Raw genomic sequence first — 17,939 nt, 5'->3', positions numbered from 1 at the left:
GTATGCATACGGAACCCGCCGCCGAGGCTGTGCGAGGCGGGCGCAGCGTGTCGCTTTCACCCGGGACGACTACGACGTCCCCGCCACCACCGCGGCACTGAACGCCCGGACCCGGGCGGTGTCGCGCCCAGCGTGGTGCACCAGGCCCAGCACGGAGTCCTGGAGGCCGGTGACGGGAACGAAGGCGAGGTCCCGGCGGCCGTGGTAGTCGGCGGTGGGGCGGCACAGCAGCATCCCGCCGCGGCCGGCGGCGGTGAGGGTGAGGGCTTCTTGCAGGGTGCGGACGGTGGGGCCGGCGGGTATCGGACGGCCGTCCGGGGTGGTGGTCGGCGCGTGGGCGCGGCGCCAGTAGCCGGGCGCGGGACCGTCCGGGGAGATCAGCGGGATGGTGGCGAGTTCCTCGGCGGTGAGGGTCGCGCGGGAGGCCAACGGGTGGCGTACGGACACCGCGAGGGTCTGCTGCTGCGCGGCGAAGACCGGACCGAGCGCGAGGTCGGGCTCGGCAACGGGAAGCAGGACGACGGCGACATCGACGGCACCGCTCCGGAGGGCGCCGAAGGGGTCGCAGAGCGGGATTTCGACGATTTCCGTGGCGCAGCCCGGATGGCGGGCCTGGAACGCGTCGATGGCCCTCATGACGCGGCCGTCCGCCGTGCCCTGGAAGCCGATGGACAGGCGGCCCTCGATACCGCGGGCGGCGGTGCGGGCGGTCTCGACGGTGGTGCGCAGCGCGTCGTAAGCGGGGCGCAAGGACGTACGGAACTCCTCGCCGAGCGGGGTGAGGCTGACGCGGCGGCTGGTGCGGTCCACGAGGCGGGCGCCGATACGGGATTCCAGTGCGCGCAACAACTGACTGACCCGGCTCTGCGAGACGTACAGGCGCTCGCCGGCGCGTCCGAAGTGCAACTCCTCGGAGAGGACGAGAAAGCATTCCAATTCGCGGAGATCGAGGCTGCCGGTATCCGTTGTGCTTCCGCAGGCCGGGCTCCTGCCACCGGCCATGCCCCTGCCGCCGTCGCTCGTCATGGGGGTCGTGCGGGTCATTCGCGTTCCTTCGGTGCGGTGGCGGGCCTGCGGTGGCGGTGACGGGGTGACGGTTCGATGAGTCCCGCTCATTGAAGGATGAGGACTTCGCCGTTGTTCCCGGGTGGGCGTGGGCGTTGGCTGGGGGCCATGACGAAGATCGATGACACGGCCCGGTTCGGCGTACTCGGCGCGGCGCGAGGTGGGTTGATGCGGATGAGACGGAGCGGGTGGCCCGGCGTCGGGGCGCTGGCGGCGGCGACGTTCACGGTGGTGACGTCGGAGATGCTGCCGGTGGGGCTGTTGACACCGATGGGACGAGACCTCGGTGTCTCGGACGGGACGATCGGTCTGACGCTGACCGTCACCGGTCTGGTGGCGGCCGTGTCGGCCCCATTGCTGATGTTGCTGGTGGGACGTGTGGACCGGCGAGCGGTGCTGGGCGCGTTGATGGTGGTGCTCGCGGCGGCGAACCTGCTCGCGGCGTACGCGCCGAACGTCGTGGTGCTGCTGGCGGCACGGGTACTGGTGGGCCTGGGGATGGGCGGGGTCTGGGCCATCGCGGCCGGGCTCGCGGTACGGCTGGTGCCGGAGCGGAGGGTGGCGGCGGCGACGTCCGTCGTCTTCAGCGGCGTGGCGGCGGCGTCGGTCCTCGGGGTCCCGGCGGGCACGTTCGTGGGCGGGTTGGGCGGCTGGCGGGCGGCGTTCGTGGCGATGGGGGCGGCCTGCGGGGCGGTGGCGTTCGCGCTGACGGTACTGCTGCCGCACTTGCCGGCGGCCGGGGCGGTGCGGCTCAGCGGGGTGGTGGGGCTGTTCCGCGGCACCGCCGTGCGGACCGGACTCCTGCTGGTGGCGCTGCTGGTGACGGGGCATTTCGCCGCGTACACCTATGTGCGGCCGGCGCTGGAGGAACTGGCCGGCGCCGGCCCGGGGCAGATCAGCACGCTGCTGCTGACGTTCGGCGTCGCGGGTCTCGTGGGGAATTTCGTGGCCGGCGCCGGAGCGGCACGCGCGTTGCGGAAGGTGTTGCTGGTGATCTGCGCGGGCCTGGCGGCCGCGGTGCTACTGGTGGCCGTGTGGGGTCGCGCGGCGGGCCAGCCGGGAGCGGCGCTCCTGCTGGCCGTATGGGGGCTGGCCTATGGGGGCGTTTCGGTCAGCACCCAGACGTGGTTGACGGCGGCCGCCCCGGATGAGCGCGAGGCGGCTTCTGCGCTGTTCGTCGCGGTCTTCAACGGAGCCATCGCGCTCGGTGCGCTGGCCGGTGGCCGCGCCGCGGACCGCTGGGGCACCGTCGGGGCGATGTGGCTGGGAGGCACGCTCGCGGTGGGAGCGCTGGTGGCGGTGGGAGTGGGGAGAGGGCCGAGGAGCGAGGGACGAACGGCGTAGGGAGCGCCTGATCGACTCGCGGGGAGGGGATGGCGGAGGCGGCCGGGGGAGGGCCCTGGTGTCGGCATGTGTCGTGGCGCCGGTGTCGCGCCGCGAACCCGGCCACCCCACTTGATCAGGCGGCGGCCGGCAGCCCGGTGATCAGGCAGCCGGGTCCGCGTTGCGGCGGATACGCAGGACGTCGTGCGCGTGGCTCATGACGTACGTGCCGTCCTGCCGGGCGAAGTGCTTTTCGACGTACGCGCCCAGGTCGGCCCTGGTGGGCAGGGCGTCGAGGTCGCGCAGGGCGGGCACGTTGACCGCGAACTCGGCCACATCCAGGGCATCGGCCGGTCGGTCCGTGCGGTAGCGGACGTCGAGCGTCTCGATGGACCAGCCGGACACCCGCTGCGCTTCCTGCTCATGAAGCCGGCGGGCGACGGGCCGCAGGTCGAAACGCGCACCGGTGAAGTGCTGAACCATCCGCATGCACGCGGTACCGGGGTTCTGCAGCAAGACGAGCAGCGTGCCGCCCGGCGCGACCCACCCCAGCACCCGCCGCAGCGTGGGCAGCCAGCGCTCCTTGGGCAGGTAATAGAGCACGTGCGAGAAGAGGACCAGGTCCGCCCGCTCCCCGGGCTCGGCCCGTTCGACGGGGTCGCTCATCACCACCGCGTCGGCGCAGGCCCGGCGCAGCCTCTCCCGCATCATCGCACTGGGCTCGACCGCCACCGTCCGCTCGAAGTACCGCCCCACGTACGCCGTGGTCACGCCCTCGCCCGCACCCACATCCAGGAACACCTGGCGCCGCCCGAGCCCGTTGACGAGGTCGGACAAGTAGGCGTGGGTGACGGCCTTCTCATCCGTACCGGCCAAGAACAACTCGAAGGCCCGCCGGTACGCGGCCCCCGACACCTCCAGCACCCGCACCGGACCGGAATCCGCAGAAAGCAACGACACCCGACACCAGCCCCTTCAACTCCAACAACGTTCGTGGCCCGTCCATGCCACCCCAGCAGGGGACAACGGGCCGGCAAAGACGTTCCTGCCCGCGTGTCGCCGGTCCCGTTCCCCTCCCGGACAGCCGCGCCCGCCCACCGACACGTCACGGAACGCCGTAGCCGTGCTCCGACAGGTCGAACCAGTTGCCTTCGGGGTCGATGGCGCGGTACTCGGCGAACGGCCGCGGGGAGGCTCGCAGCACGGGCTTCTCCACGTCCGCGTCGGCCAGGGACGCACAGGTGCCCTCGACGTCATCGACATGGAACCCGAAGTGATTCATCCCCGTGGGGGCTTCGCCTCCCATCTGAAGCTTCAGCAGGGCGAGGGTCAGGTAACCGTCGCTGAGAAAGTGGTTCCCGTCCGGGTCGCTGAGGATGAGGTCCATCCCGAAATGCTCGCGATAGAAATCCGCCAGCTCGTCCGGTCGGCGGGCGTAAAGCGCCAGGTGACGCAGTCTCGGCCTGGGCAAATGAGTTCTCCTTTGTCCTCGGCGAATCACGGAGGGAAGAGTCAGGTAGGAACAGGGTGATGGGGAGAATCGGACAGGACGGTGCCTGAGCTCGGAGACCGGTCTCAGCATCTGAACTCAGTGCGGTGGCGCGGGCCGCTGGTCGGGCTGCGGACTCAGCGGGACCATGTTCATGAAGGACACGATCTTCCAGCCCGTCGGCCGGTGCTCCAGAACCGCCTGCGCGTACATGCTGTTCCCAGGATTTCCGCCGAGCCCGCATGCGGCACTTCCGTCCGCGTGAAAGAGCGTGTTCTTCACATGGGCGATGGCGATGTCCGGCCTGGGCCGGCCGACCCGTTGGACCGTTGCCACGAGTCGGGTGCCCGCGTAGAGGGAGGCGAAGAGCCGCTTGTGCGCCGCGGCGATCTGCGCGCTTCCGCGGACATGGTCGCCCCGCACCGAGGTGAAGTCGGCGTCTTCGCAGAAAACCTGGGCGAATGCGTCTGCGTCGGCTCGTGCCCAGGCGGCCGTCAGAGCGGCGAATACGGTGGGTACATCCCGAGTGCTCACAACTCTCACTTTCCGCTGTCACGTGCATAACTGAATGTCGAGGGCCGGGCAGGTGCCCTCCGCGGCGGCGGAAGGCGGCGGCCCCCAAGCGCCCAGCCGGTAATGGAGGGTGCGACCCAGGCGCTCCACGTAACAGATCATGTTGACCGGCCACCCCGTACTGCCGAACATGTACGTGTCCATCGGGGTGGGCGCTTCGCTGATCCGCAACCCCCGCTCGCCGGGTGGTCCCAAACGGTGCCAGTCGGGATGCAGGTGGAGGGAGCCGATGATGTCCAACCCCCGCTCCTCGGCACGCCGATGAATCCGCAACAGATCCTTCGAATCGCACCAGAAGCCGCGGTGGACGTTGTCGTATGCCGCCCCGAAACGGGGCACGACCACCGTACGGAATTCCTCCTCCGCCGCCAGGTCCGTCGAACGGACACTGCGCCCCAATTCGATGTCCCGGATCACGGCACGCTCACCTTCGAGCGTGCCGACCAGAATCGCGAAACACGACGGAGGTTCACTGGGCGTGCACGCCTCATAGGCCGCGAACGCCGCAACAAGGAACGGTTCGAGCGTTCGACGACTCAGGACCGTGCTCAGGACCGCACTCCGGACCGCACTCAGGTCCCCGCTCACGACGGTGCTCGTGGACCGAACCAGCCCGTCTTCGACCGCTCGAACCATGGAATTCCCCCTTATCCGACCTGCGCTACTACAGCCGGACCTTGGTCCCCTCCCAGATCTCGCGGCCCCAGACGTCCCCGTACAGCCAGTTGCCCGGAGCCTCCGGATCCCGGCTGGTGTAGTACTCCCGGTAGGCGGACAGGATTTCCTCCACCGACAGCGACCCGTCGCCGTTCAAGTCGAGCCTGTCGAAGGCGATCTGCCGATTCTCCGGAGAGCTTCCGACCGCCTTCTGGAAGCAGAGGAACTCCTCCGCGTCGACGCGTCCGTCGCCGTCCCGGTCGCACAGTTGCCAAATCGCCGATGCCAGCGGCCGGAACACCTCGTCGAAAAGCGCCGGGTTCTCGCCGAACACGCCGATCATTCCCTTGCGCCACTGCTCCGGGCTGATCTGCCCGTCGCTGATCCCGAGTTCCTGGCCGATGTTCCGCACGAACTTCTGGAAGGCCCGGAACAGCGCCTGCGCGTCGGGGGCGTCGAACGGGACGTTCTGGTAGGCGATCATGCGCGCCGCCAGCGCCATGACATCCGCTTCCTCGAACACGCCGTCGCCGTCGACGTCCACGTGCCCGAAGCAGACATCGATCTTCCGCTCCAGCAGGTCGCTGACATCCTGAGGATTTGCCATAACGAGATCCCTCCCTTGAACACGTCCGCCATCTGGCGGGTTTGCGAGAGCAAGACTCCCCGTACCGTTCTTCACAAAAACACGGGATCGCAATTCCCGATTAAGAGCGATAATGTAAAGAATGATTATGTGACTGACCGAACGAAGAGTGCCGGAGAGCGGCTAAGAGGGCCCGGCTAAAGGCCGCTCGGCCGGCGGGCGGCCCCGGGGCGTTCGTCAGGCTGCGGCTCGGGTTCGGATGGGTTGCCAACGGACTGTGGCTGGGTAGGACGCTGCGGTGCTGTCCTTACCTGCGTACACCCATGTCCTGCGCGACCGCTTCGCCGCCAACGGATATCTCCCTCTGCCCTCGCTGGTGCCACCCGAGGTGTCGCGGGCGCTGGCGGAGGAGGTGGAGCGGCTCGAAAAGCTCGCCGTGCGCCGGGACTTCCTCATGGAGTCCATGAATCATTCGCCCCGGCACATGACCACCCTCGGCGGTCACCTCATCGCCCAGGAGTCGGAACTGATCCCGCGCCTGTATCGGAACGCCCCGCTTCTGGCTCTGATAGGCCGAATAGCGGGCCTTGAGGCCGTCGAGGTCGCGGATCCACTCGAACGGCACGTCATCAATATTCTCCACCAACAAGGCGACACCCATGGCGCCCATACCGACGACTACCCGCTCGCCCTGATCCTTTGCACCGAAGCGCCCGCCGCTTCCGACGGCGGGCTGCTGGAGTACGCCCCCCACGCCACCGGCCTGAACGACCTGGATAGCACCGGTAGTCGCCGCGCTCACCACGGGCCGGGTGACGGCTATCTGCTGCGCGCGGACACCACCGCACACCGCGTGACACCTCTGCGTCGAGCGGGCATGCGCCGCACCGTCGTCAATCTCGCCTACACCACACCGGACCGCCAACGAGCGGTCACGCCGTCCGCATCCCAGCTCTACTGACGAACCCAATGCCGGGCTATGCCTCCCTAGGGTCGCCGCGCCCCTGAATCGCGGATGGTGGATCCCGGATCCCGGATCGCGCATCGCCGCAGTCGAGGGTGTGCGGGCGCGGATGTTGAGCCTGTCGTGTGCGGGGAGCGGTGAGGATCGCGCTGAGGAATGCGCGCGTCGACGTCGGGATTGGCTTCGCGGTGACCGTACGCCTGCCAGGCGTCGGCCACCGCGTCGGTGCCTGGCCTGCGTTCCGAGGGGCCGCGCTGTGGCCCGAGGGACTGCCGTGCCGGAGCGCCCTTTAGGATGCGGGCATGAGGCAGCAGGCGTGGCATCCGGCCCGACCCCACGGGGTCCGGGCCTTCGTGCTGCTGGTGCTGGCCGTGCTGGCGGGTGTGGTGGCTATGCACGGTCTGGGACCCGCCGCAGTTCCGCCGCCTTCCCACACCATGTCGGACGCCCACCACGCGGTCACGGCCCCGGCCCCGGCGCATACGCATGCCGAGCGGTATGACACCTGTGTCCACGCCGATCATGACGACGGCGCCGCCGGCGGGCATGCCGCCCACGCGGACGGGACGTGCGCGGCCAGTGGCACGAGCGCGGCCCCCGCACTGCCCGCCCTGGCTCCGGCCGACGCGATCACCCGCGTCACCGCGGTCGCACCCGTACGCGTTCCGGCGGCATCCCTGGGCGGACGCGCCCCGCCGTCATTGAGTGAACTGCAACTCCTGCGCATATAGGCGGCCCCGAGGGCCCGGTCGCTTTCCCGGTGCCCTCCGCCAGAGCCATGCCTGAATTCAGCGCACACAGGAGTTCCTCACCATGACCGCACACCGTTCCCTGATCCGTCGCGCCGCCGCTGTGGCGGCCGTGGCCACCGCCGCCGTCGTACTCGCCGCCTGTGGCGGCACCGGCGACAGTCCGGCCGGCCACGACGGCCACGACAAGACCTCGGCCCCCTCCGCCTCGGCTGCCGGCAAGCGGGGCAACGCCGCCGATGTGGCTTTCGCGACGGGCATGATCCCGCACCACCGGCAGGCGCTGGAGATGGCCCGCCTCGCGGAGACGCGGGCGGAGTCGCCCGAGGTCAAGAAGCTGGCTGGGGAGATCAAGAAGGCGCAGGACCCGGAGATCAAGACGCTCTCCGGATGGCTGACCGCCTGGGGCGAGCAGGTCCCCAAGGAGGGCGAGGGCGGGGAGCACTCCGGACACTCCATGCCCGGTAAGTCCGGCATGCCCTCCATGTCGGGGATGATGACGTCCGAGGAGATGGGCGAGCTGGGGAAGTCCTCCGGCAAGGCGTTCGACACCGCGTTCCTCAAGATGATGGTCAAGCACCACGAAGGCGCGGTGGAGATGGCCAAGACCGAGCGGTCTGATGGCTCCTACCGGCCCGCCAAGGACATGGCCGGCGACATCATCAGCTCGCAGAGCGCCGAAATCGCCCGGATGAAGAAGCTGCTCGGCGAGAGCTGACGGCAGGAGTCGCGACGCGGGGCGGTCGCCGGTCGCCCCCGTCCGGCCCGTCCCCGTCCCCGCACCATCCGCCGATCCGGAGCGCGACGGTGTGCCGCAGCCGTACGGCAGGTGCACGGCAGGGTGCACGACAGCCCAAGGCGCTGCCGCAGCGAATCCCGTATGCACTTCCCGTATTCCCCGCGGCAGCGCGCCTCCGTCCCCCGCGTGGTTCCTTTCAGGCCACGAGGCGACGGGCGAAGGCCAGGGAGCGGGTGAAGATCTCCTCCACCTGGGAGTCGGGTAGTCCGTACCAGCCGTGGTCGGCGCCCGGCACCGTCCACAGCTCGGCCGTCGCCCCGGCCTTCTCCAGTGCCGCGGCGAGGGCTTCGCTGTGCGAGCAGTCCACCATGGTGTCCGCCTCGCCGTGGACGAGGAGGAACGGGGGCGCGCCGGCGCGGACTTGGGTGAGGGGGCTGGCCGCGCGGGCCCGCTCCGGGACGGCTGTGGGGGCGGCGCCGAGCATCAGTGCCTCGGGGGTGGCGGCGTCTTCGGGAGTGAACCAGCCCCGGGCGGCCGTCAGATCGCTCGGTCCGTACCAGATCACGGCACCGGCCGGTGAGGGGTCGTCGTGGGTCAGGGCGAGGAGCGAGGCGAGATGTCCGCCGGCGGACTCGCCCCAGACCACCGTCCGCTGGGTGTCGACGCCGAGTTCCGTGGAGCGCAGGGTGAGCCAGCGCAGTGCGGCGCGCAGATCATCGAGCGGCGCCGGGAAGGTGGCCTCGCCGCTGAGCCGGTAGTCGAGGCAGGCGACCGCGAAGCCCGCAGCCGCGATACGCGCGAAGGGCTTGGGAGCCCAGTGGCGCGTGCGCAGACCCATGTCGTCGCGCCGGCCCCGACGCCAGGCGCCGCCGTGCACGAACAGCACCAGTGGAAGGGGCCCCGCCTGGTTCGTCTCGGGCAACCAGAGGTCGAGTTCCAACGGCCGGCTGCCCTCGATCTCGCGGTAGGGCACGCCGCGTAGCTCGCGTATGCCGAGCTCGCTCAGGGGCGCGTGCGGCAGGGGAGCGTGGTCGGGGTGGGGCGCGGTGATCAGTTTCCGCAGCGGGGGTTCGGGTGTCGTCATCGGGTCCGCCACTGGTGATCGGGTAGGAAACAGACATCGTACTGCTGCGGCACGCTCGCGAACTTGTGGGGTTCCGGGATGACGGGCTCGTGCGGCAGCCCGAGCTGCTCCGCGGGCGCGCCGAGGTTTTCGAAGAACCGCTCGAAGGTACCTCCGGGACCGGCGGCGACGCCGACGACCTGGCTGTGGTGGCGTTCCATGCGGTAGGCGTGCGGGCAGTTCTTGGGTACGAAGCCGAAGTCGCCGGGGGTGAGCAGCTTCTCCTGCTGGTTGCCCTCGGTGTCCTCGACGAACAGCCGGACGGCGCCTTGGGTGATGTAGAAGACCTCGTGGGTGTCGGCGTGCAGGTGGGCGGGGATGAGATCGCCCTTGGGGCCTTCGACGGTGAAGAAGTTGAAGGTGTTCTCGGTTTGCTCGCCGCCCGCGTAGACGGTGATCAGGTCACCGAACAGGTGGGCGCGGTCCCCCTCGCCCTTCTCGATGAAGTAGGGCTTCCCCGGGTCGGCGGGAATGTGTGAGGCCCGCCGGTAGCGGGTGGCGTATTCGATGGTCATGTGGTCACTCCTTGGATCAACCGCGGCGAATGTCAGGTAGCCTGACATGAGTGCTGGCGGCAGGCAAGCCGCTGGGTGCGGGCATGGCCCCCTGACTTGCCGAACGGGGCTTCCAGGGATTTCAGTCTGCCGCCTGGCGGCAGTGGTTCGGGGACTCGTGCGTGATCCCGACTCGATCGGCGTGCTCATCTCCGGACGAGCGGACGCCGAGCTGTCTGTGGTGCTGTTCCGGGGCGGCTGGGCCGATGTGGACTTCGTCGCGGGCCTCGACGACGCGGGGACGCTGCCCGCGTAGGCCGGGATCCGGCGATACAACCACCCATGGCTGCCGTGGGGTTGGTGGCGCGCGGGAGTCGCGATTCAGGGAGGTCTTGGGCCCGTGACTGTGCGTTTCGCCGTCACGTGGGAAATGAGTTGACGGGCGACGACTCGGAGCATTGGTATTGCCGTCGGGCGACAACGATCGGTCCCGTCCCTCCACGTTGTCGTCGTCCCATGGCACGTGGTGGGATCGCCCGCTTCAGGAAGGTGCCCATGCGCGCTGGCAAGATGCATGCCGACGAGTCGGACATCGACGTAGCTCTCGTGCACCGGCTGATCACCGCTCAGTTTCCGCAGTGGGCAGGGCTTTCGGTCGAGCCGGTCGACTCTTCCGGCACCTCCAATGCCATGTATCGGCTCGGCGAGGACATGATCGTGCGGCTGCCCCGCATCGCAGGCGCCGCCGACGATGTGGAGAAGGAGCACGAGTGGCTGCCACGGCTCGCCCCGGCGCTTCCGGTCGCTATTCCCGTTCCGCTGGGCAAGGGCGTGCCCGCTGAGGGCTATCCCTGGCATTGGTCCGTCTACCGTTGGCTCGAAGGTGAGAATCCGGCCATCGGGTGTATCGCCGAGCCCGTCCAACTCGCAAAGGACATCGCGGAGTTCATCGCCTCGTTGCATCGGATCGGCCCCGCCGACGGGCCTCCCTCCTACCGCAGTGAGCCCTTGGCGACGCGGGACGCCACGACGCGCGCCGCGATCGCGGAGTTGCGCGGAATCGTCGACACCGGCGCGGCGACCGCAGCATGGGAGGCTGCCGTGCGAGCCCCCGCGTGGCCCGGCCCGCCAGTCTGGGTCCACGCGGACCTGCAACCGGGGAATCTGCTGATGGCCCATGGGCGGCTCAGCGCCGTCATCGACTTCGGGTGCCTGGGCGTGGGGGACCCCGCGGTCGATCTGATCGTGGCGTGGTACGTGCTGCCGGCCGACACGCGGGAGATCTTCCGGGCCGCTCTGGGAGTTGATGACGCGGCTTGGGCGCGAGGCCGTGGCTGGGCGCTGACGATCGCGCTCATGGAGCTGCGGTACTACCGGGAAACGAACCCGGTAATGGCGGCCATCGCACGACACGTCATCCAGGAGATTCTCGCCGATCACGGGCACGCCGCAGGACGGCCGCCCGGAGCGGTCCTACCCAGGCCAACCGGGCGGTCCGGGGCCGTTCGGCTCAGATGATCAAGTCGGCTGATCAGGTCGACCGGATCGGACGCGTGCGCGCTCAGGGGGACGGGATGTGCTCGGGGGCGAGTCCGGCTTGGCGGAGAAGGCCGCACAGGGCGGAGACGCCCCTACAGATCGGTCTCGGCCCCAGGACGCAGGGATCCGTCCGTCCTGGGGCAGGTGGTCCGGGCCGCCAGGTGCGGTCCGAGAGGTGACTGAGCCGTACGACTCGCCGCGGGCGCGCGCTTGGTGCGCCGTGCGCGTTACGTACGGGAACTGCCCCCCCCGGAGGGCAGCCGGCGCGGTTACTCGAAGCGTGTGGGGTCGCCGGCGCCTCGGCGTACGATTTCGGCTTCGCCGCCGGAGAAGTCGATGACTGTGGTCGGTTCGGTGCCACAGTCACCGGAGTCGACCACGGCGTCCACCACGTGGTCGAGCCGTTCCTTGATCTCCCAGCCCTGCGTCATCGGCTCCTCCTCGTCGGGCAGGAGCAAGGTGCTGGAGACCAGCGGCTCGCCGAGTTCGGCGAGCAGGGCCTGGGCGACGGCGTGGTCGGGAATCCGGACACCGACCGTTTTCTTCTTCGGGTGCAGCAGGCGGCGCGGCACCTCCTTCGTCGCGGGGAGGATGAAGGTGTAGCTGCCGGGCGTGGCCGCCTTGATCGCGCGGAACACGTCATTGTCGACCTGGACGAACTGACCCAGTTGTGCGAAGTTCTGGCACACAAGGGTGAAGTGGTGACGATCGTCCAGGTTCCGGATCGACCGGATCCGGTCGATGCCGTCGCGGCTGCCGAGCTGGCATCCCAGTGCGAAACAGGAGTCCGTCGGGTACGCGACGAGCGCGCCGGAGCGGATACTGTCGGCCACACTGCTGATGGTGCGCTGCTGAGGGTTCTCGGGGTGCACGTCGAAATACTTCGCCATCCGCCGACTGTACGTGATCAGGACGCCTGCGCTATGTCGGCAGCGGTGATGGTTGCGGCCGGCTGCACCCGACAGACGGCCGGGGTGGGGAGTGTCCGCCGCAACCGTGGTGGACCTGTGGGGGCGGTGTCACGCCGCGTCCGTCACGGCTGTCCCCTCCCGCCGCATGGCCACCGGTCGCAGGGTGAGCTCCGCGTCGACGGATCCGCGGGCGCCCGCCGCCCCTGCCCTTTCCCCGCGCGACTGTCAGACCCCCGCCCTAGGGTGGAGAAGTAGGGGCGTACAAGATCCAGATCCAGTGAGATCCAGGAGTCGATCATGACCGAGTTCCAGGAAGGCGCGCCCTGCTGGGCGGACGCCATGTTCAAGGACGTCGAGGGCGCCAAGAGTTTCTACGGCGAGGTGTTGGGCTGGACGTTCGGGGAGGCGGCGAGCGAGTTCGGTAACTACACGCAGGCGTATTCCGACGGCAAGGCGGTGGCCGCGGTGGTTCCGCCGATGCCCGGCGGCGAGGACGCGCCGTCGCAGTGGTGTCTGTATTTCGCGTCCACCGATGTGGCCGCCACCGCCGAAAAGATCAAGGCGGCGGGCGGCGCTCTGCTGATGGAGCCGATGCAGGTCGGTACGTTCGGCTCGATGGCCCTCGCCAAGGAGCCCAGTGGCGCGGTCTTCGGCGTCTGGCAGCCAGGCGATCACAAGGGGTTCGAGAAGGTCGGCGAGCGGGGCGCGTACTGCTGGGCCGAGGTGTTCACGCGCGACAAGGACAAGACCGACGCGTTCCTGCCGCAGGTCTTCTCGTACGGCTCGCAGTCGATGGACACGGGTGACGACCCTGCGGCGGCCGGGATGGACTACAAGGTCTTCAACATCGGCGGGCCCGAGAAGCCGGTCCTCGGCCGGATGGAGATGGGCAGCGACTTCCCGCCCGAGATGCCGTCCTACATCCAGCTCTACTTCAGCGTGGATGACTGCGACGAGGCGATCGCGAAGGCGCAGAAGCTCGGTGGGAAGCTCCACTTCGGGCCGATGGACAGCCCGTTCGGCCGCTTCGCCGCGCTCACCGACCAGCAGGGGGCGGCCTTCGCGGTCATCGACATGAGCACGACGGTCGGCGAGATGCCGAAGATGACCTGACCGCCGTCATGGCGCGGGCGGGCCGACGGAGAAGATGAGGCGGCGGCGTCGGCTGCTTCAGTCGGCCTGCCGGCGTCGTCCCTTCAGCTTCTCCCAGATGGTTTCCAGTGCCTGGATGTCGTCATCGTCGAGGAGCTCGCTGAAGACCTCCGAGAGGGCTTCCCTGCGGGTGGCGTCGGCGGCGGCGAAGGCTTCGTGGCCGGCCGGGGTGAGTGCGATCCGCACCGAGCGGGCGTCGCTGGGTGCGGTGTGGCGCTCGACCAGGCCGCGCGCCTGCAACGCGTCCGCGACCCGTGAGACCTGGCTGCGGCTGAGCAGGGTCTTCGCGCCGAGGTCGGAGGCGGCCACCGGTTCGCTCTGGCCGTGCAGCCACAGCATCACCTCGAACCAGGACAGCGGCAGATCGTGGGCACGCACGAGCGCGCGATCGACGCGCGCCGTGAGCGTGGTGCCGGCCCAGACCAGGCCGTAGAAGGCGTGGTCGCGGGCGCTCAGGTCTCCCAGAGTGATGTCAGCACGGGGCATGAGGCGATCCTAGCGTCTTGCGTGTGCGTGCACATAAACCTAAGGTGTGTGTGCACGCACACGATTGCCTCACGGGCAGTTCTCCTGACGGGCAGCTTCGCCCCTCCGGCAGAGACGAGACCTCTGATGACCCGCACCGCTCCCACCACCAAGACCGTCCTGATCACCGGGACCTCGTCCGGTATCGGCCTGGCCACCGCCGTGGCCGCGGCTCGGGCCGGCTGGCTGACCATCGCCACCATGCGCGACCCGGGTAAAGCCGACGCCCTGCGCGCGGCCGCCGCCGAAGCGGGAGTCGCCGACCGGATCCAGGTCAAACGCCTGGACGTGGTCGACAACGCCTCCGTAACCGCTTGCCTGGAAGAGGTGATCGCCGAACACGGCCGACTGGACGCGGTGGTCAACAACGCCGGAGCCGGGCAGGTGGGCACCATCGAGCAGAGCAGCCTCGCGGACGTCCGCGAGGCGATGGAGGTGAACTTCTTCGGCGTCGTCCAGGTCACCCGGGCCGCGTTGCCCCACCTGCGGGCGTCTCAGGGCCGGCTCATCACGGTCACCAGCGTCGGGGGTGTCGTCGGACAGCCGTTCAACGAGGCGTACTGCGCCGCCAAGTTCGCGGTCGAGGGCTTCATGGAGTCCCTCGCGCCGGTGGCCGCCACTGTGGGCGTCTCGGTGAGCGTCATCGAGCCGGGGGCTGTGGCCAGTGAGTTCGTCGCAAGCCAGGAGCTCGACATCCCGGAGCTGGTCGCCGCCGCCGGCCCGTACGGCACCGCACTTCAGGCGTACATCGACCGGACCCGCAAGTCCTTCGCCAACGCCCAGACCCCCGCCGAGGCGGCCGCGCCCGTCATCGAGGCGCTGGGCGCGGACCGGCCCGCCTTCCGCATCCAGACGTCCCCCTGGGCCCGCACCTTCGTCGGCACCAAGTTCACCGACCTTGACGGCTCCGCCGTTCAAGACCTCACCGGCACCTGGGTCGGCTGACCCGCCGCCTTGCCGTGCCCGCCACCGGCCCTGCTCCGTACGGCCTACGGCCCGGCCACACGCCACCTCGCCCCGGCCGGGTCGCTCTGCCGCCCCCCTACGGAGGGTGGGGTGGACGGGGAGTGGCGATCCGGCGTGTGGGGGGAGTGGGGGAGTGGCGATCCGGCGGTCGGGGAGCGGCGACCCGGCTCGGCGGACGACCGGGGAGAGTGGGCGGGCGTCGGGTCACATGGGCAGCGAGAGCACGCGAACCGGACCCGCGGGCCACGGTGCCCCGTCGTGCAGTGGCGTCCACATCGTCCGCAACGGCATGACCACGGGCCCCGAGGGTTGTTGGACCTCTACGTCCACGTCCTGCGCGAGCGCTCGCCACCCGAGTCGCTCATAGAGAGGCACGAGCTGCGGCCGGCAGAACAGCAGCCCGTGCCGCGGCCCCATCGTGCGCGCGTGGGCGCACGCGGCCGCGACGACCATCCGTGCCAGCCCGTGCCCCCGCATGTCCGGCGCGACGGCCACGCCGCCCACGCCCACCACCTGCATGTCGACCCCGCCGACCGAAAGGGGCAACGGCAGCAGCCCGGCGTGCGCCACAAGGCGGCCGTTCATCCTGACACCGAAATGCTCCCGCTTGGGCAGCCACGTCATGCCGACGTCCGCGACGCCGAACGGGTCGGCGACGTCGCCCAGGATCTCGCTCAGGTCTGTCTGCGTATACCGCTCCAGTCGCACCACGACCGGCGACGCGGAAGCCAGGTTCTCAGTCATCCCCGCATCATGATGTGCGGGGAGCCCGACGGCCAACCGCACCCCTCACAGCGGCAAGCCCTCGCTCAGCCACCCCAGGCCGCCGTCGGCGCTCCATCGGACGCGCCCCGTCCGTCGATCCAACTGTCGCGAGATACAGCGAGCGGCAGGCCGCACCCCAGGGAGCCGGTAGCTCACCGAGCGAGAGAATGGGTCAACGAGGCGACCATCTCCAGGAGTTCACCGTGCCCGAGACACACGAGTTCTTCGCGGCCTATGAGGCACTGCTCGCGCGCTGGCCCGCCGGGACCGTCGAGATCGACATCCCCACCCCCTACGGCACCACCCGTGTTCACGCCTACGGGCCCGCCGACGCCACTCCGCTGCTGCTCCTGCACGGGGGCGGTTCCACCGGTGTGGTCTGGTTCGCCAACGCCCAAGCGCTCGGCGTGGATCACCGCGTTCTCGCGGTCGACATCCTCGGTGACGCCGGGCGCAGCGTCCGTCAGGGGCGCCCCCTGCGCACCACCGCTGACCTGATGGCCTGGCTGGACGCGCTTCTCGATGGCCTCGGTGCGTCCCGCGTGCGGCTGTTGGGGCACTCCTACGGCGGCTGGATCGCACTGACATACGCCCTGCATGCCCCGCAGCGCGTCGACCGGCTGGTGCTGCTCGACCCGACCCAGTGTTTCGCCGGCTTCCGCCCCGGTTTCCTGCTGCGCTCACTCCCGGTGCTGATCCGGCCGACGGTGGCCCGCGCGCTCGCCTTCCTGGACCGCGAGACGGCGGACACGGACACCGACCCGGACTGGAAGCGCCTCTATGCCCTGGCGGTCTCGGGCTTCGCCAATCGGAAGCTGGTCGTCGGCCGCCGCCCGGACCCCACGCCGCTGCGCATCCCCGTCCTGGTCCTTCTCGCCGGCCGCAGTGCCGCCCACCACTCGGCGAAGGTCGCGGCCCGCGCCCGTAAGGCCCTGCCGCACGCCCGGATCGAAATCCTCGCCCGTCTCACGCACTTCGCGCTGCCCACCGCCGCGCCCGCAGAGACGAACCGCCACGTCATCCGCTTCCTCACGGCCGACTATGAGAGCCAAGCCGCCTCGGCTTCGGAAGAGGGGTCTGAGGAAGAGATCTGAGGAGACCTCCGCGTCGTCTTGGTGCCCGCCTGGTCGGGCGGCGAGCCGGCCGGACGACCGTACGGTTCCCCGTAGAGCACGCCACCTGGAGGAGTTATGTCGCAGCAGACCGCGGACGTTACGCACCGGCTGGTCTCCGCGCCCGCCGGCCGGATCCACCTGGTGGAGCGGGGAGCCGGGCCGCTGGTGTTGCTCGTGCACGGCTTTCCGGAGTCCTGGTACTCCTGGCGCCACCAGTTGCCGGTGCTGGCCGCGGCCGGATACCGCGTGGTCGCCATCGATGTCCGTGGCTACGGTCGTTCCTCCAAGCCCGCCGGCACGGACGCGTATCGGATGCTGGAGCTGGTGGCGGACAACGTCGCGGTGGTGCACGCCTTGGGCGAGCGGTCCGCGGTGATCGTGGGCCATGACTGGGGAGCGGCCATCGCCGCCAACTCCGCCCTGGTCAGGCCGGACGTCTTCCGCGCGGTGGGAATGCTCAGTGTTCCCTACGCTCCGCGCGGTGGACCGCGGCCCAGCGAGGTCTTCGCACGGATGGGCGGGGAGGAGGAGTTCTACGTCTCGTACTTCCAGGAGCCCGGCCGGGCCGAGGCCGAGATCGAGCCCGACGTGCGCGGCTGGCTGGCGGGCTTCTACGCCGCCCTGTCGGCCGACACGATGCCCGCCCCCGGCGCCCCGGACCCGCACTTCGTCGGCCGCGAGGGGGCGCTGAGGGACCGTTTTCCGACCGGTCGGCGGCCCGCCTGGCTCAGCGAGGACGACCTCGACGTCTATGCCGGGGAGTTCGAGCGGACCGGCATGAGCGGGGCGCTCAACCGCTACCGGAACATGGACCGGGATTGGGCAGACCTCGCCGGTTTCGACGGCGTCCCCCTCGTCCAGCCCTCCGTGTTCATCGGCGGTGGCCTGGACGCCTCCACGACGTGGATGGCCGAAGCGATCAAGGCATTCCCCACCACGCTGCCGGGCCTGGTCTCCTCCCACCTCCTCGATGACTGCGGCCACTGGATCCAGCAAGAACGCCCCGCTGAAACCAACCGGATTCTGAGCGACTGGCTCGCATCCCTCCGTGCTTGAAGTCGGCCTGGCCGACCCGGAGTTGAGCCCGCTCGCCCGATGAGTCGTTCGGGCGAGCGGGCTTCTGCGGCGGCGGGCGGATGCGGGCGGATGCGGGCGTGCGAGAAGGGCCGCGACCGCGTGCCGAAACGGGGGAGTGGGTTTCCGT

21 protein-coding genes are annotated in these 17,939 nt (G+C 69.8%); 10 read left to right on the top strand and 11 right to left on the bottom strand.

Annotated elements, in window-relative coordinates:
* Positions 1-69 precede the first annotated feature (69 nt).
* A complete protein-coding gene (locus tag ACZ45Z_RS09180) occupies positions 70-1,002 on the bottom strand; it encodes a LysR family transcriptional regulator (protein WP_468358756.1) in 933 nt (310 codons plus the stop codon).
* 171 nt (positions 1,003-1,173) lie between these two features.
* Here ACZ45Z_RS09180 and ACZ45Z_RS09175 point away from each other — a divergent pair, with 171 nt between their 5' ends.
* Positions 1,174-2,409, top strand: coding sequence for an MFS transporter (locus ACZ45Z_RS09175; RefSeq protein WP_468358522.1), 1,236 nt, complete (start codon positions 1,174-1,176; stop codon positions 2,407-2,409).
* 141 nt (positions 2,410-2,550) lie between these two features.
* Here the strand turns inward: ACZ45Z_RS09175 and ACZ45Z_RS09170 are convergent, their stop codons facing one another.
* The 5 genes from ACZ45Z_RS09170 to ACZ45Z_RS09150 form a co-directional block, all read right to left on the bottom strand.
* Positions 2,551-3,348, bottom strand: coding sequence for a class I SAM-dependent methyltransferase (locus tag ACZ45Z_RS09170; RefSeq protein ID WP_468358519.1), 798 nt, complete (start codon positions 3,346-3,348; stop codon positions 2,551-2,553).
* A 145-nt stretch (positions 3,349-3,493) separates the two neighbouring features.
* Positions 3,494-3,859 carry a VOC family protein gene (locus ACZ45Z_RS09165; protein ID WP_468358516.1) on the bottom strand — a complete coding sequence of 122 codons (366 nt, stop codon included), beginning with the start codon at positions 3,857-3,859 and terminating at the stop codon, positions 3,494-3,496.
* 117 nt (positions 3,860-3,976) lie between these two features.
* A complete protein-coding gene (locus ACZ45Z_RS09160; protein ID WP_468358513.1) occupies positions 3,977-4,411 on the bottom strand; it encodes an SgcJ/EcaC family oxidoreductase in 435 nt (144 codons plus the stop codon).
* Positions 4,412-4,429: 18 nt separating this feature from the next.
* Complete coding sequence (locus tag ACZ45Z_RS09155) at positions 4,430-5,086, bottom strand: hypothetical protein (protein WP_468358510.1); 657 nt, start codon at positions 5,084-5,086, stop codon at positions 4,430-4,432.
* A gap of 28 nt (positions 5,087-5,114) precedes the next feature.
* Positions 5,115-5,714, bottom strand: a complete 600-nt coding sequence (locus tag ACZ45Z_RS09150; protein ID WP_468358507.1) for an EF-hand domain-containing protein — start codon at positions 5,712-5,714, stop codon at positions 5,115-5,117.
* 277 nt (positions 5,715-5,991) lie between these two features.
* On the opposite strand from ACZ45Z_RS09150, the gene ACZ45Z_RS09145 reads away from it, so the two are divergent.
* The 3 genes from ACZ45Z_RS09145 to ACZ45Z_RS09135 all read left to right on the top strand — a co-directional run bounded on the left by ACZ45Z_RS09145 (position 5,992) and on the right by ACZ45Z_RS09135 (position 8,124).
* Positions 5,992-6,654: a HalD/BesD family halogenase gene (locus ACZ45Z_RS09145; RefSeq protein ID WP_468358504.1), complete on the top strand. Its 663-nt coding sequence runs from the start codon at positions 5,992-5,994 to the stop codon at positions 6,652-6,654.
* Between the two features lie 305 nt (positions 6,655-6,959).
* A complete protein-coding gene (locus ACZ45Z_RS09140; protein WP_468358501.1) occupies positions 6,960-7,388 on the top strand; it encodes a DUF6153 family protein in 429 nt (142 codons plus the stop codon).
* 82 nt (positions 7,389-7,470) lie between these two features.
* Entirely contained in the window at positions 7,471-8,124 is a 654-nt protein-coding gene (locus ACZ45Z_RS09135) for a DUF305 domain-containing protein (protein WP_468358498.1), read from the top strand.
* 217 nt (positions 8,125-8,341) lie between these two features.
* Here the strand turns inward: ACZ45Z_RS09135 and ACZ45Z_RS09130 are convergent, their stop codons facing one another.
* Together ACZ45Z_RS09130 and ACZ45Z_RS09125 are read right to left on the bottom strand one after the other, a co-directional pair.
* Complete coding sequence (locus tag ACZ45Z_RS09130) at positions 8,342-9,229, bottom strand: alpha/beta fold hydrolase (RefSeq protein WP_468358495.1); 888 nt, start codon at positions 9,227-9,229, stop codon at positions 8,342-8,344.
* Positions 9,226-9,783 carry a quercetin 2,3-dioxygenase gene (locus tag ACZ45Z_RS09125; protein WP_468358492.1) on the bottom strand — a complete coding sequence of 186 codons (558 nt, stop codon included), beginning with the start codon at positions 9,781-9,783 and terminating at the stop codon, positions 9,226-9,228. The genes ACZ45Z_RS09130 and ACZ45Z_RS09125 overlap by 4 nt, the downstream gene beginning before the upstream one ends.
* Before the next feature lie 157 nt (positions 9,784-9,940).
* On the opposite strand from ACZ45Z_RS09125, the gene ACZ45Z_RS09120 reads away from it, so the two are divergent.
* Together ACZ45Z_RS09120 and ACZ45Z_RS09115 are read left to right on the top strand one after the other, a co-directional pair.
* The gene (locus tag ACZ45Z_RS09120; protein ID WP_468358489.1) at positions 9,941-10,078 is read left to right on the top strand and encodes a hypothetical protein; all 138 of its coding nucleotides are present in this window, start codon (positions 9,941-9,943) and stop codon (positions 10,076-10,078) included.
* Positions 10,079-10,317: 239 nt separating this feature from the next.
* Positions 10,318-11,280, top strand: a complete 963-nt coding sequence (locus tag ACZ45Z_RS09115; protein WP_468358486.1) for an aminoglycoside phosphotransferase family protein — start codon at positions 10,318-10,320, stop codon at positions 11,278-11,280.
* Positions 11,281-11,570: 290 nt separating this feature from the next.
* On the opposite strand, the gene ACZ45Z_RS09110 is transcribed toward ACZ45Z_RS09115, so the two are convergent.
* The gene (locus ACZ45Z_RS09110; RefSeq protein WP_468358483.1) at positions 11,571-12,191 is read right to left on the bottom strand and encodes an L-threonylcarbamoyladenylate synthase; all 621 of its coding nucleotides are present in this window, start codon (positions 12,189-12,191) and stop codon (positions 11,571-11,573) included.
* A 318-nt stretch (positions 12,192-12,509) separates the two neighbouring features.
* Between ACZ45Z_RS09110 and ACZ45Z_RS09105 the strand changes: the two genes are divergently transcribed.
* The gene (locus ACZ45Z_RS09105) at positions 12,510-13,325 is read left to right on the top strand and encodes a VOC family protein (RefSeq protein ID WP_468358480.1); all 816 of its coding nucleotides are present in this window, start codon (positions 12,510-12,512) and stop codon (positions 13,323-13,325) included.
* A gap of 57 nt (positions 13,326-13,382) precedes the next feature.
* Here ACZ45Z_RS09105 and ACZ45Z_RS09100 read toward each other — a convergent pair whose 3' ends face one another.
* A complete protein-coding gene (locus ACZ45Z_RS09100; protein WP_468358477.1) occupies positions 13,383-13,850 on the bottom strand; it encodes a MarR family winged helix-turn-helix transcriptional regulator in 468 nt (155 codons plus the stop codon).
* A gap of 126 nt (positions 13,851-13,976) precedes the next feature.
* Between ACZ45Z_RS09100 and ACZ45Z_RS09095 the strand changes: the two genes are divergently transcribed.
* On the top strand, positions 13,977-14,834 hold the full coding sequence (locus ACZ45Z_RS09095; RefSeq protein WP_468358474.1) for an SDR family NAD(P)-dependent oxidoreductase: 858 nt from the start codon (positions 13,977-13,979) through the stop codon (positions 14,832-14,834).
* 225 nt (positions 14,835-15,059) lie between these two features.
* On the opposite strand, the gene ACZ45Z_RS09090 is transcribed toward ACZ45Z_RS09095, so the two are convergent.
* Positions 15,060-15,599, bottom strand: coding sequence for a GNAT family N-acetyltransferase (locus ACZ45Z_RS09090; protein WP_468358471.1), 540 nt, complete (start codon positions 15,597-15,599; stop codon positions 15,060-15,062).
* A gap of 188 nt (positions 15,600-15,787) precedes the next feature.
* Between ACZ45Z_RS09090 and ACZ45Z_RS09085 the strand changes: the two genes are divergently transcribed.
* Together ACZ45Z_RS09085 and ACZ45Z_RS09080 are read left to right on the top strand one after the other, a co-directional pair.
* Positions 15,788-16,714, top strand: a complete 927-nt coding sequence (locus tag ACZ45Z_RS09085; RefSeq protein WP_468358468.1) for an alpha/beta fold hydrolase — start codon at positions 15,788-15,790, stop codon at positions 16,712-16,714.
* A 96-nt stretch (positions 16,715-16,810) separates the two neighbouring features.
* Complete coding sequence (locus ACZ45Z_RS09080) at positions 16,811-17,791, top strand: alpha/beta fold hydrolase (protein WP_468358465.1); 981 nt, start codon at positions 16,811-16,813, stop codon at positions 17,789-17,791.
* Positions 17,792-17,939 lie beyond the last annotated feature (148 nt).

The sequence above is a fragment of the Streptomyces sp. NPDC031210 genome (genome assembly GCF_055570395.1).
Note: the sequence above shows the minus strand (reverse complement) of the source record. Positions and strands in the feature narration are given on the sequence as shown.

Excerpts from the sequence above, each read along its gene's own strand:
- ACZ45Z_RS09180 (WP_468358756.1), bottom strand. The coding sequence starts at position 1,002 with ATGGCCGGTGGCAGGAGCCCGGCCTGCGGAAGCACAACGGATACCGGC.
- ACZ45Z_RS09100 (WP_468358477.1), bottom strand. The coding sequence starts at position 13,850 with ATGCCCCGTGCTGACATCACTCTGGGAGACCTGAGCGCCCGCGACCAC.
- ACZ45Z_RS09135 (WP_468358498.1), top strand. The coding sequence starts at position 7,471 with ATGACCGCACACCGTTCCCTGATCCGTCGCGCCGCCGCTGTGGCGGCC.
- ACZ45Z_RS09125 (WP_468358492.1), bottom strand. The coding sequence starts at position 9,783 with ATGACCATCGAATACGCCACCCGCTACCGGCGGGCCTCACACATTCCC.
- ACZ45Z_RS09115 (WP_468358486.1), top strand. The coding sequence starts at position 10,318 with ATGCGCGCTGGCAAGATGCATGCCGACGAGTCGGACATCGACGTAGCT.
- ACZ45Z_RS09175 (WP_468358522.1), top strand. The coding sequence starts at position 1,174 with ATGACGAAGATCGATGACACGGCCCGGTTCGGCGTACTCGGCGCGGCG.
- ACZ45Z_RS09080 (WP_468358465.1), top strand. The coding sequence starts at position 16,811 with ATGTCGCAGCAGACCGCGGACGTTACGCACCGGCTGGTCTCCGCGCCC.
- ACZ45Z_RS09090 (WP_468358471.1), bottom strand. The coding sequence starts at position 15,599 with ATGACTGAGAACCTGGCTTCCGCGTCGCCGGTCGTGGTGCGACTGGAG.
- ACZ45Z_RS09105 (WP_468358480.1), top strand. The coding sequence starts at position 12,510 with ATGACCGAGTTCCAGGAAGGCGCGCCCTGCTGGGCGGACGCCATGTTC.
- ACZ45Z_RS09110 (WP_468358483.1), bottom strand. The coding sequence starts at position 12,191 with ATGGCGAAGTATTTCGACGTGCACCCCGAGAACCCTCAGCAGCGCACC.
- ACZ45Z_RS09140 (WP_468358501.1), top strand. The coding sequence starts at position 6,960 with ATGAGGCAGCAGGCGTGGCATCCGGCCCGACCCCACGGGGTCCGGGCC.
- ACZ45Z_RS09150 (WP_468358507.1), bottom strand. The coding sequence starts at position 5,714 with ATGGCAAATCCTCAGGATGTCAGCGACCTGCTGGAGCGGAAGATCGAT.
- ACZ45Z_RS09085 (WP_468358468.1), top strand. The coding sequence starts at position 15,788 with ATGGGTCAACGAGGCGACCATCTCCAGGAGTTCACCGTGCCCGAGACA.
- ACZ45Z_RS09130 (WP_468358495.1), bottom strand. The coding sequence starts at position 9,229 with ATGACGACACCCGAACCCCCGCTGCGGAAACTGATCACCGCGCCCCAC.
- ACZ45Z_RS09155 (WP_468358510.1), bottom strand. The coding sequence starts at position 5,086 with ATGGTTCGAGCGGTCGAAGACGGGCTGGTTCGGTCCACGAGCACCGTC.
- ACZ45Z_RS09095 (WP_468358474.1), top strand. The coding sequence starts at position 13,977 with ATGACCCGCACCGCTCCCACCACCAAGACCGTCCTGATCACCGGGACC.